Source organism: Nocardioides sp. CCNWLW216 (assembly GCF_037120545.1).
Taxonomy (GTDB): domain Bacteria; phylum Actinomycetota; class Actinomycetes; order Propionibacteriales; family Nocardioidaceae; genus Nocardioides; species Nocardioides lianchengensis.
The window spans coordinates 884918-900137 of the sequence record NZ_JBBBBJ010000001.1 but is presented as its reverse complement, the minus strand read 5'-3'; the positions used below and the strand labels follow the sequence as shown (position 1 = coordinate 900137).

At 73.2% G+C, this 15220-nt stretch carries 12 protein-coding genes; 1 reads left to right on the top strand and 11 read right to left on the bottom strand.

Annotation, left to right across the window (positions count from 1 at the left end; genetic code table 11):
- Positions 1-647: 647 nt before the first annotated feature.
- The 3 genes from V7S47_RS04240 to V7S47_RS04230 are packed head-to-tail and all read right to left on the bottom strand — an operon-like array spanning position 648 to position 3647.
- Positions 648-1319 (bottom strand): lysophospholipid acyltransferase family protein, encoded by a 672-nt coding sequence (locus V7S47_RS04240; RefSeq protein ID WP_336560403.1) that lies wholly within the window; start codon positions 1317-1319, stop codon positions 648-650.
- A 46-nt stretch (positions 1320-1365) separates the two neighbouring features.
- The gene (locus tag V7S47_RS04235) at positions 1366-2298 is read right to left on the bottom strand and encodes a peptidoglycan-binding domain-containing protein (RefSeq protein WP_336560402.1); all 933 of its coding nucleotides are present in this window, start codon (positions 2296-2298) and stop codon (positions 1366-1368) included.
- Between the two features lie 47 nt (positions 2299-2345).
- Positions 2346-3647: an aspartate aminotransferase family protein gene (locus tag V7S47_RS04230; protein WP_336560401.1), complete on the bottom strand. Its 1302-nt coding sequence runs from the start codon at positions 3645-3647 to the stop codon at positions 2346-2348.
- Positions 3648-3773: 126 nt separating this feature from the next.
- Between V7S47_RS04230 and V7S47_RS04225 the strand changes: the two genes are divergently transcribed.
- Complete coding sequence (locus tag V7S47_RS04225; RefSeq protein ID WP_336560400.1) at positions 3774-4700, top strand: GntR family transcriptional regulator; 927 nt, start codon at positions 3774-3776, stop codon at positions 4698-4700.
- 2 nt (positions 4701-4702) lie between these two features.
- Here V7S47_RS04225 and V7S47_RS04220 read toward each other — a convergent pair whose 3' ends face one another.
- The 8 genes from V7S47_RS04220 to V7S47_RS04185 form a co-directional block, all read right to left on the bottom strand.
- Entirely contained in the window at positions 4703-6232 is a 1530-nt protein-coding gene (locus V7S47_RS04220) for a PP2C family protein-serine/threonine phosphatase (RefSeq protein WP_336560399.1), read from the bottom strand.
- A gap of 48 nt (positions 6233-6280) precedes the next feature.
- Complete coding sequence (locus V7S47_RS04215; protein WP_336560398.1) at positions 6281-7567, bottom strand: cation:proton antiporter; 1287 nt, start codon at positions 7565-7567, stop codon at positions 6281-6283.
- Between the two features lie 19 nt (positions 7568-7586).
- Complete coding sequence (locus tag V7S47_RS04210) at positions 7587-8987, bottom strand: amidase (protein WP_336560397.1); 1401 nt, start codon at positions 8985-8987, stop codon at positions 7587-7589.
- Positions 8988-9123: 136 nt separating this feature from the next.
- Positions 9124-9750, bottom strand: a complete 627-nt coding sequence (locus V7S47_RS04205) for an SRPBCC family protein (protein ID WP_336560396.1) — start codon at positions 9748-9750, stop codon at positions 9124-9126.
- Positions 9747-12128, bottom strand: a complete 2382-nt coding sequence (cutA, locus tag V7S47_RS04200) for an aerobic carbon-monoxide dehydrogenase large subunit (protein ID WP_336560395.1) — start codon at positions 12126-12128, stop codon at positions 9747-9749. Before cutA ends, V7S47_RS04205 begins: the two co-directional genes overlap by 4 nt.
- The gene (locus tag V7S47_RS04195; protein ID WP_336560394.1) at positions 12125-12781 is read right to left on the bottom strand and encodes a (2Fe-2S)-binding protein; all 657 of its coding nucleotides are present in this window, start codon (positions 12779-12781) and stop codon (positions 12125-12127) included. Before V7S47_RS04195 ends, cutA begins: the two co-directional genes overlap by 4 nt.
- Positions 12778-13599, bottom strand: coding sequence for an FAD binding domain-containing protein (locus V7S47_RS04190; RefSeq protein WP_336560393.1), 822 nt, complete (start codon positions 13597-13599; stop codon positions 12778-12780). Before V7S47_RS04190 ends, V7S47_RS04195 begins: the two co-directional genes overlap by 4 nt.
- Positions 13596-14954, bottom strand: a complete 1359-nt coding sequence (locus V7S47_RS04185; protein WP_336560392.1) for a uracil-xanthine permease family protein — start codon at positions 14952-14954, stop codon at positions 13596-13598. The genes V7S47_RS04190 and V7S47_RS04185 overlap by 4 nt, the downstream gene beginning before the upstream one ends.
- Positions 14955-15220: the final 266 nt, after the last annotated feature.

The window sequence follows — 15220 nt, the reverse complement described above, 5'->3', positions numbered from 1 at the left end:
TGCGAGCGAAGCGAGCCTCGAAACCCGTCTTGCCGACTGCCGGTCTCCCTCGATGCCGGCTCTCGGCTCACCAGGTTTCGAGGCTCGGCGCTAACGCGCCTCGCACCTCAACCAGCGTGGGGGAACCGTCAGACGTCCGACGCCCGGTCGTTGTAGACCCCCGCCTCCTCCTGCCCGGACAAGGCCTGGATCGCGGCCATCACCTGGTCGGTGAGGGGCCACGCAGATTCTGTGACGCCCGTCCACCCACGCTGGTTGAGGTGCGAGCGAAGCGAGCCTCGAAACCCGTCTTGCCGACTGCCGGTCTCCCTCGATGCCGGCTCTCGGCTCACCAGGTTCCGAGGCTCGGCGCCAGCGCGCCTCGCACCTCAACCAGCGCGGGGAACCGTCAAGCGTCGGGGGCCCGATCGTTGTAGACCCCCGCCTCCTCCTGGCCGGACAGGGCCTGGATGGCGGTCATCACCTCGTCGGTGAGGGGCCGCGCAGATTCTGCGACGCCCGTCCACCCCCGCTGGTTGAGGTGCGAGCGAAGCGAGCCTCGAAACCCGTCTTGCCGACTGACGGCCCCCTCGATGCCGGCCCTCGGCTCACCAGGTTCCGAGGCTCGGCGCCAGCGCGCCTCGCACCTCAACCAGCGTGGGGAACCGTCAGGCGTCCGGCGCGCGGTCGTTGTAGACGCCCGCCTCCTCCTGGCCGGACAGGGCCTGGATGGCGGTCATCACCTCGTCGGTGAGCTGGCGCCGCGCCTTGCCGAGCGGTACGCCGTCGAAGCGCTCGCCGACGGTGATGGGCGAGCCGAAGGCCACGGTGACCGGCACGACCCGCGGGAGGCGGGCGTCGATCGGCTGCAGCTGGGGGGTGCCGGTGAGCCCGACCGGGACGATCGGGCAACCGGCGGTGAGGGCGAGGTGGGCGACGCCGGTGCGACCCCGGTAGAGCCGGCCGTCGCGGGAGCGGGTCCCCTCGGGGTAGAGGCCGAACGCCTCGCCACGACCGAGCACCTCGAGCGCGATGTCGAGGCTGCCGAGGGCCGCGCGCGGGTCGTCGCGGTCGACCGGGAGCATCCCGATCCCCTCGAACCAGGTCCGGCTGATCGCCCCCCGGAGCCCGGTGCCGGTGAAGTAGTCGGACTTGGCCAGGAAGGCCACCTTGCGCGGCACGATGATCGGGATGACCAGGGAGTCGGCGAAGCTCAGGTGGTTGCTGGCCAGGAGCACCGGCCCGGTCGCGGGGACGTTCTCCAGGCCGATCACGGTCGGTCGCCACACGGCCTTGGCCAGCGGGGCGACGACCGTGTGGACCACCGAGTAGACGTCCATGCGGCCCAGCATGGTGGTTACCGGTCGGTCCACCGATTCCCGCGTATCAGGGAATGGAAGGCGTCCCGCCCTCGTGGGCGACGATGTCGCGGGCCAGGGTCTCCCACTTCGCGTAGGCGTCGGGGTACGCCGAGCGCTGCACCGCCTGGGCCGCCTCGGTGACCGGCATCGACTCCCAGCCGGCGATGTCGAGCAGCCCCGGGTTCGGCGTGTGCGCCGCGACGCCGTAGAACGCCCGCGTCGACAGCACCGGGTCGAGGATCTGCGCCTCGGTCCCCCAGCCCTGGCTGGTCCGCTGCTGGAACAGCCCCAGCGAGTCGCGGTCGCCGTAGTCGACGTTGACCAGCGTGGACTCCTGCATGGCCGTCGCGAGCGCCACCACCCAGCCCTGCTCGGGCACGCCCGCGCCCTTTCCGACGCCGATGATGGTCCGCGCGTGGCCCTTCTGCTCGTCCGAGAGCGAGTCGTACGACGTCCCGGGCACCGACCCGCCTCCCCCGGTCCCGAGCAGCTCCCGCCAGGTGGCCGGCCCGACCACGCCGTCGGCGCCGAGCCCGGCCCCGGACTGGAAGTCGCGCACCGCCGCATCGGTGGCCGGCCCGAAGTCGCCGTCGGTCGCGACGGACGCCCCGTGCTTGCCCAGCTGCACCTGCAGCGCCTGCACCGCCGGCCCGCTGTCGCCCTCCCGGACGGTCACGACCAGCGCCCCGAGGGTTGCCGGTCCGGCGATCCCGTCCGCGCCCAGCCCGGACGCGGACTGGAACGCGGTCACCGCAGCCGCCGTACCGCTGCCGTAGTCGCCGTCCGCGGTCGTCGCGTAGCCCCGCGCGGTCAGCAGGTGCTGGAGGCTGGTGACGTTGGCGCCGGTGGCACCCGTCGACAGCGTCGGGTACGACGCCGCCTGCGCCGGGCCGGCGGACCCGAGGAGGGCGACGGCGAGCAGCAGGACGGCCAGGACCGGTCGGAGCAGGCGAGTCATGCCGCCAGTCCAGCAGGGACCGGGCGGCGGCGACTACGGGGGAATCCCTACCGTGCGACGACCTCGCGGATCGACGCGGCCAGGATGTCGACGCCCGCGTGCAGGTCGTCGTCGCTGATGGTGAGCGGCGGGGCGATCCGGAAGATCCCGCCCATGCCGGGCAGCTGGACGATGTTGAGGTGCAGGCCGCGCTCGAGGCAGGCCGCGGTGACCGCGGTCCCGAGTGCGTCCGCGGGCTCCTTGGTGGCCCGGTCGGCGACCAGCTCGATGCCCTGCAGCAGGCCCCGGCCGCGGACGTCGCCCACCACGCCGACGCTCTCCTGGAGGTCGAGCAGCCGCTCGCGGAGCTGCTCGCCCAGTGCGGCGGCCCGGGCCACCAGGCCGTCGCGCTCGACGACGTCGAGCACCGTGCTCGCCACGACGGCGGCCAGCGGGTCCGACACGTGGGTCGTGTAGAAGAGGAAGCCGCGCTCGGCGCAGGTCTCCTCGATCGCGGCGGTCGTCACGACGGCGGCGACCGGCAGGCCGGCGCCCAGGGTCTTGGAGAGGGTCAGCAGGTCGGGGACCACGCCGTCGCGCTCGAAGGCGTACATCAGGCCGGTGCGGCCGACCCCGGTCTGCGCCTCGTCCAGGATCAGCAGCATCCCGCGCTCCTCGCACCTCTCCTTCAGCCGCGCGAGGTAGCCGGGCGGCAGCTCGACGATGCCGCCCGAGGAGAGGATCGGCTCGACCAGGCAGGCGGCGAGCGAGCCGGTCGACTGGGCGTCGACGATCGCGAAGCCGTAGTCCAGCTCGGCCTCCCAGTCGTGGGACCCGTCGGCCCGCCGGAAGGGCGAGCGGTAGGCGTTGGGCGTCGGCAGGGTCAGGTTGCCGGGGAGCACCGGGCCGTACCCGCGACGCCCCGCGGAGAACGTCGCCGCAGCCGCGCCCGAGGTCATCCCGTGCCACGAGCGGTCGAACGAGACGACCTCGTAGCGACCGGTGGCCAGCTTGGCCATCTTGATCGCGGCCTCGTTGGACTCGGCCCCGGTCGTCAGCAGCAGCGTCTTGGACAGGCTCTCCGGCAGGGTCGCGGCCAGCCGCTTGGCAAGGGTCACGACCGGCCGCGACAGCATCCCGCTGAACAGGTGGTCGAGCGTCGCCACCGACTCGCTCACCGCCCGGACGACGTCGGGGTGCCCGTGGCCGAGCACCGCGCTCATCTGCCCCGAGGTGAAGTCCAGGACGGCCCGGCCCTCGCTGTCGTAGACGTGGGAGCCCGCGGCCCGCTCGATGATCCGGGGCGTGAAGCCCGGGAGGTAGCGCACCAGGTGCCGCTCGGCGTCGGCCCAGAAGGTCTCGTCGGTCATGCGGCCAAGCGAACTAGGCCACTCCGAGCCACCGCAAGCGGTACGGCGCACTCCGTCGACCGGCTCCGTCGTTGTGGCCCAGCCGTTCCGCCGACCTGGTGGGCCGCAGCGCCGTACCGTGGCGCCATGGTCGCCGCGATCCGGGTCAGCGCGCAGTCGGAGCTGCCGGTCTACCGGCAGATCGTGGCGCAGCTGCGGCACATGGTCGAGACCGGCCAGCTGCGCGACGGCGAGCGGCTGCCGGGCTCACGGATGCTCGCCGACAACCTCGGCCTCAACCGTCACACCGTCGCCCACGCGTACGGCGAGCTGCGCGACCTCGGCCTGGTCGAGTCCCGGGGGCGCAGCGGGATGATCGTCGTCGGTGCGCAGCAGGCCCGGGCGACGTCGGCCGCCCGCGATCGCGCCCGCGAGGTGCTGGAGGCGGCCGCACGCGAGTGCCTGCGGCTCGGCCTGCCGCCGGCGGAGATCCAGGAGCTGGCCCTGGCGGTGGCGGTGACGGCCGTGGGGACCGACCCCCGGATCGCGTTCGTCGAGTGCAACGCTGGGCGGTCGTCGTACTTCGCCGAGGAGATCGGGCAGGAGCTCGACCTCCCCGTGACGGCCCTGGTGCTGGGCCGGTTCGATCCGGAGGACGTGGAGGCCGACCTGGTCCTCACGACCTTCTTCCACCTGGCCGAGGTCCGGGCGCTGCTGCGTCGACCGGCGACCGACGTGGTCGCGCTCAACGCGGCGCCGCACGTGCAGACGCTGGTGGAGCTCGCACAGGTCCCCCGGGACCAGGTGGTCGGGCTGTGGTTCGAGACCGAGGAGCAGACGGCGAGCGTGCGCGACTCGCTGACCCAGGCCGGCGTCACCCACGTCCGGACCCTGGCCGGCACCACCGAGGACGACCTGCGCGGCGTCGACGTGGTGGTGGTGCCGAGCGGGCTGCCGGAGCACCCGGAGTCGCTGCGCGGGCGGCGGGTGGTCGAGTTCGGCAACGTGCTGGACGCGGCCTCGATCCGGATGGTGCACGAGGTCGTCCGCGACCTGCGGATCGCGCGGACCTGACCTCAGCGCCCTCGCAGCACCAGCAGCGCGACGTCGTCGCCCGCCACCCGTCCCACGCTGTCGAGCAGGTGCTCGCAGAGCTCGTCGGCGTGCCGGCCCGCGGCGCCGACGACCGTGCGGAGCCACTCCAGGCTGTCGGTGATCGGGACGCCACGCCGCTCGACCAGGCCGTCGGTGTAGAGCAGCAGGGTCGCGTCGGGCCCGATCGCCAGCTCGTGGTCGGTGCGCGCCGCGGCGGGATCGAGGCCGAGCAGCAGGTCGGGCACGTGCTCGACCAGCACCGCGCCGTCGACGTCGCTGAGCACCGGCGGCGGGTGTCCGGCGCTGGCCCAGGTGAGCGCGATCCCGCCTTCGGCGGCAGGTCGGGCCTGGGCGACCAGGGCGGTGGCCACCGTCCCGACCGCCAGGCCGGCCATCGCGCTGTCGAGCGCGCTGAGGACGGCGGCCGGGGTGCCGAGCCCGGTGTAGGCGATCCCCCGCACCAGGCTGCGCAGCTGGCCCATCGCGGCGGCCGCGCTCTCGTCGTGGCCGGCGACGTCGCCGACCACCAGCGTGAGGGTCCCGTCGGGCAGCGTGAAGGCGTCGTACCAGTCCCCGCCGACCTGGGCCGCCTCGGCGGCCGGCTGGTAGCGGACCGCGACGTCGGCCCACGCGCTGGCCGGGGGCGCGGTGAGCAGGCTGCGCTGCAGCGCCTCCGACAGGGAGCGCTCGGCCTCGCGGGTGCGGACCCGGTCGATGGCCTGGTCGATGGTCGAGGCCAGCAGGCTGAGGAAGCCGAGGTAGTCGGTGTCGGCGGGCAGCAGGGGGTGCAGGCCGATCACGAGCGCGCTGCCGGGCGCCCCGAGCCCGCTCCCGAGCGGCAGCCAGGCCACCCGGTCCCCCGCCGTCTCCTCGAGCACGTAGTCGCGGTTGTGGAACGCGCTGGGCGCCTCGCGGACCTCGGCCCACGCGAGGTCGTCGGTGGCCTCGGCGAGGACCTGCAGCGCGTGCGGGACGACGTCCTCGGCCCGGTCGGCCGAGACCAGGACGTCGCCGAGGCGGGTCAGCAGCCGCAGCCGGCGGCCCACGATCACCTGGGCCGTGGTCTCGGTGACGATGTCGATGACGCCCTCGACCGCACCGTCGGCGCCGTGCACCGGCGAGTAGGCGAAGGTGTAGTAGGCCTGCCCGAGGAAGCCGTACCGGACCAGCGGCACCAGCGCATTCTCGATGTAGACGGCCTCGTCGTCGCCCATCACCTGCCGGTGCAGGCCGCCGACGTAGTCCCAGGCCTCCGCGAAGACCTCGCGCGCCGGTCGGCCGAGCGCCCAGGGGTGCTTCTCGGCAAGCACGTCGACGTAGGCCTCGTTGTAGACGAGCACCGCCTCGGGGCCCCAGAGCAGGGTGATCGGGAAGCCGGTGTTGAGCGTCAGGTCGACCGCGGCGCGCAGCGCCGGCGACCAGTCGTCGACGGGGCCGAGCGGGGTCGCGGCCCAGTCGACCGCGTCGTACGCCGACCGGAGCGAGCCGGCACGGGCGAAGAGGTCGGGCACGGGAGTCATCCTCCCCCACGCAGGGCTCCTCCCGGTCCCCGGTCGCGGTCAGCCGCGGTCGAGGCTGCCGACCCGTTTGAGCACCGGCACCGCCAGCACCCCGTGCAGCAGCACCGAGGCCACGATGGTGAACCCGACGGTGGACCACAGCCAGTCCATCCCGAGCGAGGGGTCCTCGCCCGAGGCGTAGGCCAGGTAGTAGATCGAGCCGACGCCACGCACGCCGAAGAACGCCGCGGCCGCCTGCTGCCCGCGATCCAGCCCTCCGGTCTGGCGCGTACGACGGGCGAACGCCGCCAGCGCCACGAACCCCGACACCGGCCGGACCACCAGCAGCAGCGCCAGCCCGATCGCCACCCCGCGCCAGTCGAGCGCGTCCAGCAGCCCGCGGGTCAGCGCGATGCCGAGCACCAGCAGCACGAAGAGCGTCAGCAGCCGCTCCAGCCGCTCGGCCACGTCGTGCATCGCGGCGTGGTAGTCGTGCGAGCGCTCCGCGGAGCGGAAGGTCATCGCGCAGGCGACGACCGACAGGAAGCCGTAGCCGTAGGCGACCTCGCCGACGCCGTACGCCGCCAGCAGCGCCGCCAGCGCGAGCAGCGACTCGCCCCGCTCGGCGACCCGCAGCGAGGCGCTGCGCGACCGGAAGGCCACCAGCGACAGCAGCCGGCCCACGGCGATGCCGACCGCGACACCGACCACGATCTTCAGCACGACGTACACGCCGAACCACTGCAGGCCGAACGCGTGCAGCGTGCCCTCGGTGGCGAGCAGGATCGCCAGGTAGACGAACGGGAAGGCCAGCCCGTCGTTGAGCCCCGCCTCGGAGGTGAGGGTGAACCGGAGCTCGTCGTGCTCGTCGACCTCCTCCTCCAGCCCGGTCTGCGGCCCGGCGACCTGCACGTCGCTGGCCAGCACCGGGTCGGTCGGGGCCAGCACCGCCCCGAGCAGCACCGCCGCGGCCACCGGCAGGCCGGCCCACCAGCCGAGCAGCGCGATCGCGCCGATGGTCAGCGGCATCGCGATGCCGAGCAGCCGCCAGGTCGGGGCCCAGCCGCCCCACGTCTTGGGGTCTCGTACGGCGAGCGGCCGGTCCAGGGCCAGCCCGACGCCCATCAGCGCCACGATCACGACCAGCTCGGTCACGTGCTCGATGGCCGCGCGGTTCTCCTGCGGGTCGAGCGGCAGGCCGTCGGGCAGCGGCGTCAGGCCCAGGAGCATCCCCACGCCGACCAGGACCATCGGTGCCGAGACGGCCCACCGGCTCAGCAGCGCGGGGAGCACGATCGCGAGGAGGAGGCTGCCTCCGGCGACGACGTACACGAGGTCGGCAGTCACAACCTGCCGGTACCCGGTGCTACTCCCGGACGGCCGCCTCGAACGCAGCCGCGACCTCCAGCAGCCGCCGGTCCGACCCGTGTGGGGCGACCAGCTGGACGCCGACGGGCAGGCCCTCCGGCGTCCGCCCGGCGGGTACGGCGATCGCCGGGCAGCCGGTCACGGTGATCAGGTAGGCCGAGCGCATCCAGTCGAGGTACGTCGCCTGCGGCCGGCCGTTGATCTCGGCGGGATACTCCTGGTCGGCCGGGAACGGCGGCACCTGCGAGACGGGCAGCGCGAGGACGTCGTACTCGGTGAAGAACAGGCGCATCCGCTCGGCGAGCGTGGTGCGCTGGGTGTAGGCGCGAGCGACGTCGGCGCCGGTGAGGTCGGCGCCGAGCCGGATGTTGTCGGCCAGGCTCTGCTTCATCCCGTCGGGGTGCTCGGCCAGCAGCGGTCCGAGCTTGGCCTGCAGGTGCCAGGCGCGCAGGGTGCGGAAGGTGTCGTCGGCCTCGCGGAGGTCGGGGTGGGCGCCGACGACCTGCGCCCCGGCCCGGCTGAAGGTGCTCCCGGCCGCCTCGACGACCGCCGCCACCCGGTGGTCGACCTCGAAGGCGCCGCCGAGATCGACGCTGAGCGCGACGCGCAGCCCGGCGAGCGCACCGGTGCCGGTCGGCAGCGGCTCGGCGAAGACCCGGCCCGGGTCACCGAGCGCAAGCGGGACCCGCGGATCGGGACCGGCGAGCACCCCGAGCAGCAGGGCCAGGTCGTCGACGGTGCGGGCCATCGGGCCGCCGACCGAGGTGGTCTCCCACTGGTTGTAGAGCGGCCACTCGGGCACCCGACCCAGGCTCGGGCGCAGGCCGACGACGCCGCAGAACGACGCCGGGTTGCGCAGCGAGCCGCCCATGTCGGAGCCGTCGGCGAGCGGCACCATCCCGGACGCGAGCGCTGCCGCCGCTCCCCCGCTCGACCCGCCCGCGCTGCGGCTCGGGTCGTGCGGGTTGCGGGTGGTGCCGAAGACCGGGTTGAAGGTGTGCGACCCGGCCGCGAACTCCGGCACGTTGGTCTTGCCGACGACGACGACACCCGCACGGCGGGCCCGCTCGACGATCAGCTCGTCGGTGTCGGGGACGTGGTCGGCGCGCAGCGGTGAGCCGTACGTCGTCCGCCAGCCCGCCGTCGCGTGGGTGTCCTTAGGGGCGTACGGCAGTCCGTGCAGCGCGCCAAGCCGACCGCCGCCGGCCTGGTAGCGGTCGGCCGCGTCGGCCCCCGCCCGCGCCCGGTCGGCGTCGAGGCTGACGACCGCGTTCAGCTCGGGGTTGCGCTCGGCGATCCGCTCCAGGTGCAGCTCGAGGAGCTCGCGCGCGCTGATCCGGCGGTCCCGTACCGCGGCGGCCATGGCGCGCGCGGTGGAGTCGGGGGTGATCGTGCTCATCCGCGCCGGTCCCGGGGCGGCGGTGAGCCGGCCACCGTTCGAGCCGACCGATCGGTTGCTGCCTCACCGCCGGTACGGCGGGTCGCGGGGCGGCGGTGAGCCGGCCACCGATCCGGGGCGTCGGCCGGTGGCTGGCTCACCGCCGCCGCCCGAACAGCGAGCCCACGACCACGCCGAGCACGACCAGGCCGGCACCGACCGCCACCCCGCGGAGGAAGTCGTCCGGCGAGGACGCCTTCGCGGGCGCGGTGAACACGGTCGGCGCGGGAGCAGCGGCGGAACCGGCGACCGGAGCAGCGGCGGGCGCAGCGACGACGGCGGGAGCCGGGTCGGTGATGGCCCGGCCGACGTTGCCGAAGAACTCACCCGCCATCCGCTTCGAGACGCTGGTCAGCATCCGCTGGCCGACCCCGCCGACGGGACCGCCGACGGTGGCGTCCGCGTCGTACGAGACCTGGGTGCCGCCGTCGACCGCGGTGAACGACACGGCCACCCGGGCGTCGACCGTGCCGGGGGCGCCCGCGCCGGAGAGGGTCATGGTCAGCGACTCGCACTCGACCAGGTCGGAGAGCGCGCAGCTCCCGGCGTAGGTGCCCTTGATGGCGGCCACCCCGGCGGTGACGGTCATGTCGTAGGCGTGCTGGCCGGTGGAGGCCAGCCGCTCGCAGCCCGGGATGGTCGCGACCAGGACGGACGGGTCGAGCAGGGCGGCCCAGACCTGGTCGACCGGCGCGTCGATGACGTTCGAGCCCTGGATCTTCACGGCTGGTGCTCCTGTCGCAGGTGGAAGAGCTCGGACGGCGAGATCGGCATCGCGGTGATCGGGATCCGCTCGGCGTCCTCGATGGCGGCGGCGAACACCGCCGCCGAGGGGATCACCCCGGCCTCGCCCGCGCCCTTGATGCCGAGCGGGTTGAGGGGCGAGGGGGTCTCGAGGTGGTCGATGTCGATGCCGTCGGGGATCTCGGTGACGTAGGGCATCAGGAAGTCCATGAAGGAGGCGTTCTGCAGCTGGCCGTCCTCGTCGTACGCCATCCGCTCGTAGAGCGCGCCCGCGACGCCCTGGGCGACGCCGCCGTGGATCTGGCCCTCGACGATCATCGGGTTGATGAGCCGGCCGCAGTCGTGGACGACGGCGTACTTCAGGATCTTGATCTCGGCGGTGTCGGGGTCGGTCTCGACGATGACGGCGTGCATGCCGGAGGCGAAGGTGGCGCGCTCGGGGCTGTAGAAGTCGCGGCCCTCCAGGCCGGGCTCCTCGTCCTCCGGCACCGGCGGCTTGCCGGGGTCGCCGACCGAGAACTGGGTCGCCGCCTTGGACGCCTCGTCGAAGGCGTAGCGCAGCGGGTTGGAGAGCACCGAGATCGTGCCCAGGTCGAGCGAGGTGCCGGGCGAGCCCTTCACGCTGACCACCCCGTCGACGATCTGCAGGTCGTCCTCGGACGCCTCGAGCGCGTCGGCGGCGATCTTCAGCACCTTCTCCTTGGCCCGCTTGGCCGCCAGGTGGATGGCCGAGCCGCTCATCACCGCGGCGCGCGAGGCGAAGGTGCCGACGGCGTACGGCATCCGCCGGGTGTCGCCGGTGACGACCTCGACGTCCTCGAACCGCACGCCCAGCTCGTCGGCCACCAGCTGGGCGAAGACCGTGGCGTGGCCCTGGCCCTGGGTGGTCAGGCCGGTCGCGACCTTCACCTTGCCGGTCGTCTCGATGTGCACGTGGGCGCCCTCGTAGGGGCCGACGCCGGTGCCCTCGACGTAGCAGGCCAGCCCGATGCCGACCTTCCGCCCGAGGGCGGCCATCTCCTTCTGGAACGCCGGGAAGTCGTCCCAGCCGACCAGCGCCTTGATCTTCTCCAGCGAGGCCGGGTAGTCGCCCGAGTCGTACTCCAGCTCGCGGCCGTCCTGGAAGATCAACCCCTGGTCGAAGGGGAACTCGTCGGGCTGGATGAAGTTGCTGGCCCGGACCTCGGCCCGGTCCTTGCCGAGGTAGGCCGCGATCGCGTCCATCGTGCGCTCCATCGCGAAGCAGCCCTGCGGCCGGCCGGCGCCGCGGTAGGGCGTGACCATCACCGTGTTGGTGTAGAGCGACTCGAAGACGACCCGGTAGACCTCGGGCTTGTAGGGCCCGAGCAGCTGGGTCGAGGTGATGATCGGGACGATCAGGCCGTACGGCGTGTAGGCGCCGTGGTCGTGCCAGAACTCGACGTCCAGCCCCAGCAGCCGGCCGTCGTCGTCGAAGCCGACCTCGATGTGCTGCACCTGGCCGCGCTCGTGGGCGCTGGAGATGAAGTGCTCGCGACGGTCCTCGGTGAACTTCACGGTGCGACCGAGGGCTCGGGCCGCCAGCGGGACCAGCAGCTCCTCGGGCCAGGGGTGGTTGATCTTGACCCCGAAGCCGCCCCCGACGTCGGGCGTGATCACGTCGACCTGACCGAGGTCGAGGCCGAGCTTGACCGCGACGACGGCCCGCACGCCGGTGGAGCTCTGGGTCGAGGTCCACACCTGCATCCGGTTCGTGTCGGGGTCCCAGCGGGCGACGGTCCCGCGGCCCTCCATCGGCGTGCAGGCGCTGCGCTCGACGGTCAGGTCGAGGGCGAGCCGGTGCGGCGCCTGCGCGATCGCCGCCTGCGCGTCGCCGGTGCTCTGCTCCATCCGGGCACCGATGTTGCCGGGGACGTCGTCGTGGACCAGCCGGTCGGCCGCGCGGGCCGCGTCGATCCCGACCACCGGCGGCAGCACGTCGTACGTGACCCGGATGGCGTCGAGGGCGTCCTCGGCGACGTAGCGGTCGTCGGCGACGACGAAGGCGACCGCCTCGCCGGCGTAGTTCACCTCGTCCTTGGCCAGGGCGTACTGGGTGCGGCCGTGGGTCAGCGTCGGGTGCGGGATGAGCAGCGGGAGCGGCTCGGCCATCGGGCCGACCAGGTCGTCATGGGTCCAGACCGCGTGCACGCCCTCGAGGTCGAGCACCGCGTCGACGTCGATGTCGACGATCCGGGCGTGCGCGTGCGGGCTGCGCAGGACGGCCGCGTGCAGGGTCGCCGGATCGACCGCGACGTCGTCGACGTAGCGGCCCTGGCCGCGCAGGAAGCGCTGGTCCTCGACCCGCTGGACGCCCTGGCCCATCAGCTTGGTGGTCATAAGCCGTCCTCGGGGGTCTCGATACGGGTCTCGATACGCTCGCTGCGCTCGCTACTCGACCTCCGAGGATCGCTGGCGCTCGCTACTCGACCAGCGACATTCGTCGCTTGAGCAGCCCCCGCGGGGGGTGCTGCTTCCGTTGGTCGAGTAGCCCGCGAGGAACGAGCGGGCGTATCGAGACCCAGCTCGGCCGCACGCTCCACGGCCTTCACGATGTTCTGGTAGCCCGTGCACCGGCAGAGGTTGCCGGCGACCATCTCGCGGCACTCCTCGTGGGTCGGCGTCGGGTTGTCGCGCAGGCCGGCGGTGATGGTGGTCAGGAAGCCCGGGGTGCAGAAGCCGCACTGCAGGCCGTGGCACTCCGCGAACCCCTGCTGGACGTTGCTGAGGCTGCCGTCGGGCCGGGTGAGGCCCTCGACCGTGGTGACCTCCTGGCCCTGCACGGAGACCGCGAACAGCAGGCAGGCCCGGACCGGCTGACCGTCGAGCAGCACCGTGCAGGCCCCGCAGACGCCGTGCTCGCACCCGACGTGGGTGCCGGTCAGGCCGAGGTCGTGGCGCAGCGCGTCGGACAGCAGGCGGCGGGCCGGGACCCGCAGGTCGTGCGCCGCCCCGTTCACCGTCAGGCGTACGTCGTGCAGCTCCTCGCTCATGCCACCCCCCTGTCCTGGACTGCCGACTCAACCACGCGCTCGGTGAGCACCCGCACCAGCTGGGAGCGGTACGCCGCCGTCGCGTGGATGTCGGCCTGCGGATCCAGCTGCGCCAGCGCCGCCTCGCCGCGCTCCCCCGCCGGCACGCCGGTCAGGTCGACCACGGTCGGCACGTCGCTGACCGAGACGAACCCCGCCCTGATGGTGTCGCCGTCCGCGACCGCGGCCACCCCGCAGAGCGCGTAGTCGCCGTGCCGCCGCGCCACTTCCTCGAAGGCCACCCCGGCGCCGGTGGGCAGCACCGGGAAGTCCGCCGACACCGCGATCTCGTCGGGCGCCACCGACGACTCCAGCGGGCCGAGGAAGAGCTCGGCCGCCGGGATGTCGCGCCGCCCACGGACGGACGCCACCCGCACCGAGCCGCCGAGCAGGGCCAGCACGACCGGCATCTCCGCGGCCGCGTCGGCGTGCACCAGCGAGCCGACCGTGGTGCCGCGGTTGCGGATCGTCGCGTGGGCGACGTGGGACAGGGCGAGCGCGACGAGCGGCTGCGCCCGCCGTACGGCGGGGTCGGCGAGGACGTCGGCGTGCCGGGCCAGCGCCCCGATCCGGACGACGCTCTCGTCGACGACGATCGTGTCGAGCTCGTCCAGCCCGTTGATGTCGACCAGTGCGCTCGGTTGGGCCAGCCGCATCGACAGCAGCGGCACCAGGCTCTGACCGCCGGCCAGCACCTTGGCGTGCGGGTCGGCGGCCAGCGTCGCGAGCGCCTCGTCGAGGGTCGAGGGGCGGTGGTACGCGAACGGGGCGGGCTTCACAGGTTGCGGGTCACCTCGCCCGAGGTCGTGCTCTTGTTGCGGGCCACCAGGTGGTAGAAGACGATCACCACGATCGTGCCGAGCGCGATGCCGGTGAGGGTGAAGTCGTCGGTGATCTCCAGGCTGACGTTGCCGACGCCGATGATGATGCCCGCGGCCAGGCCCACGAGGTTGACCGGGTTCGAGAAGTCGACGCGGTTGTCGACCCAGATCTTGGCGCCGACCAGGCCGATCATCCCGTAGAGGACGACCGTGATGCCGCCGAGGACGCCACCCGGGGTCGCGTTGACGATCGCACCGAACTTCGGGCACAGCCCGAGCAGGATCGCCACCACCGCGGCGGCGTAGTAGGCCGCCGTCGAGTAGACCTTGGTCGCGCTCATCACGCCGATGTTCTCGGCGTACGTCGTGGTCGGGCTGCCGCCGAACAGGCTGGCGAGAGCGGTCGCAGCACCGTCGGCGCCGAGCGCCCGGCCCATGTAGGGGTCGAGGTTGTCGCCCGTCATCTCGGCCACGGCCTTGACGTGGCCGGTGTTCTCGGCAATCAGGGCTATCACGCCCGGCAGCACGAGCAGGATGAAGGTGAGCGAGAAGCTCGGGCCGTGCACGACGTCGACGCCGTCCGCCAGGGTGCCGCTGGGCAGGCCGACCCAGTCGGCTGCCGAGACGCCCGCCCAGGTCACCCGGTCGTGCTCGGTGGCCTCGGTCGCGCCGCCGAGCACCGACGTGATCGGGCCGAACACGCCGTCGAAGATCCAGGAGAGGAGGTAGCCGAAGACCAGGGCGAGCAGCACGGCGATCCGGGAGAGGAAGCCGGGCAGCAGGACGGCCGCGCACACCATGAAGGTGGCGGTCAGCAGGGCCACCCACTGGTCCTGCGGCCAGTAGGTGTTCGCCACGACCGGCGCCAGGTTGAACCCGATCAGCATGACGACCGCACCGGTCACCGCGGGAGGCAGGATCTTGTGGATCAGGCCGGCACCGGCGAAGTGGACCAGCACGCCCACCGCCAGGAGCACCAGCCCCGCGACCAGGATCGCGCCCGTGACGTCGGAGGAGTCGCCCTCCTGGCCACGGATCGCCACGACGCCGCCCACGAACGAGGCGCTGGTGCCGAGGTAGCTCGGCACCCGGTTGCTGCACACCAGCAGGAACAGGATCGTGCAGATGCCGGAGAACATGATGGCCAGGTTGGGGTCGAGCCCCATGATCAGCGGGAAGACGAACGTCGCCCCGAACATCGCCACGACGTGCTGGGCGCCCAGGCCCACCGTCTTGCCCCAGCTCAATCGCTGGTGCGGCGCGACGGCCACCCCTGGAGCCGGATCGACCTTCTCCCACGAGAACAACGACATGCCGCACCCTCCCTCGCCGGCGGCCACTCGGCCGCGGAGAACCCACAACGTAGTGAGCCCCATGACACACCCTCGACGGCGACTCGTGCCGAAGGAACACCGGATCCCCTGGCACCAGTTGTGAGAAGTCGCCAGCCGACACGCCCCCGCAACCCGTCCGCAACGCCGAGCCAGCAGCAATCGTGGGGCCGGTCAGCACCCACAGGGGGTTGACGGGCCCCCACGGGTGGGGTACCCGCGCGGCGGGCGCCAGGGGAGCGGGGGCG

Excerpts from the sequence above, each read along its gene's own strand:
- V7S47_RS04240 (WP_336560403.1), bottom strand. The coding sequence starts at position 1,319 with ATGGACGTCTACTCGGTGGTCCACACGGTCGTCGCCCCGCTGGCCAAG.
- V7S47_RS04235 (WP_336560402.1), bottom strand. The coding sequence starts at position 2,298 with ATGACTCGCCTGCTCCGACCGGTCCTGGCCGTCCTGCTGCTCGCCGTC.
- V7S47_RS04230 (WP_336560401.1), bottom strand. The coding sequence starts at position 3,647 with ATGACCGACGAGACCTTCTGGGCCGACGCCGAGCGGCACCTGGTGCGC.
- V7S47_RS04225 (WP_336560400.1), top strand. The coding sequence starts at position 3,774 with ATGGTCGCCGCGATCCGGGTCAGCGCGCAGTCGGAGCTGCCGGTCTAC.
- V7S47_RS04210 (WP_336560397.1), bottom strand. The coding sequence starts at position 8,987 with ATGAGCACGATCACCCCCGACTCCACCGCGCGCGCCATGGCCGCCGCG.
- cutA (WP_336560395.1), bottom strand. The coding sequence starts at position 12,128 with ATGACCACCAAGCTGATGGGCCAGGGCGTCCAGCGGGTCGAGGACCAG.
- V7S47_RS04195 (WP_336560394.1), bottom strand. The coding sequence starts at position 12,781 with ATGAGCGAGGAGCTGCACGACGTACGCCTGACGGTGAACGGGGCGGCG.
- V7S47_RS04185 (WP_336560392.1), bottom strand. The coding sequence starts at position 14,954 with ATGTCGTTGTTCTCGTGGGAGAAGGTCGATCCGGCTCCAGGGGTGGCC.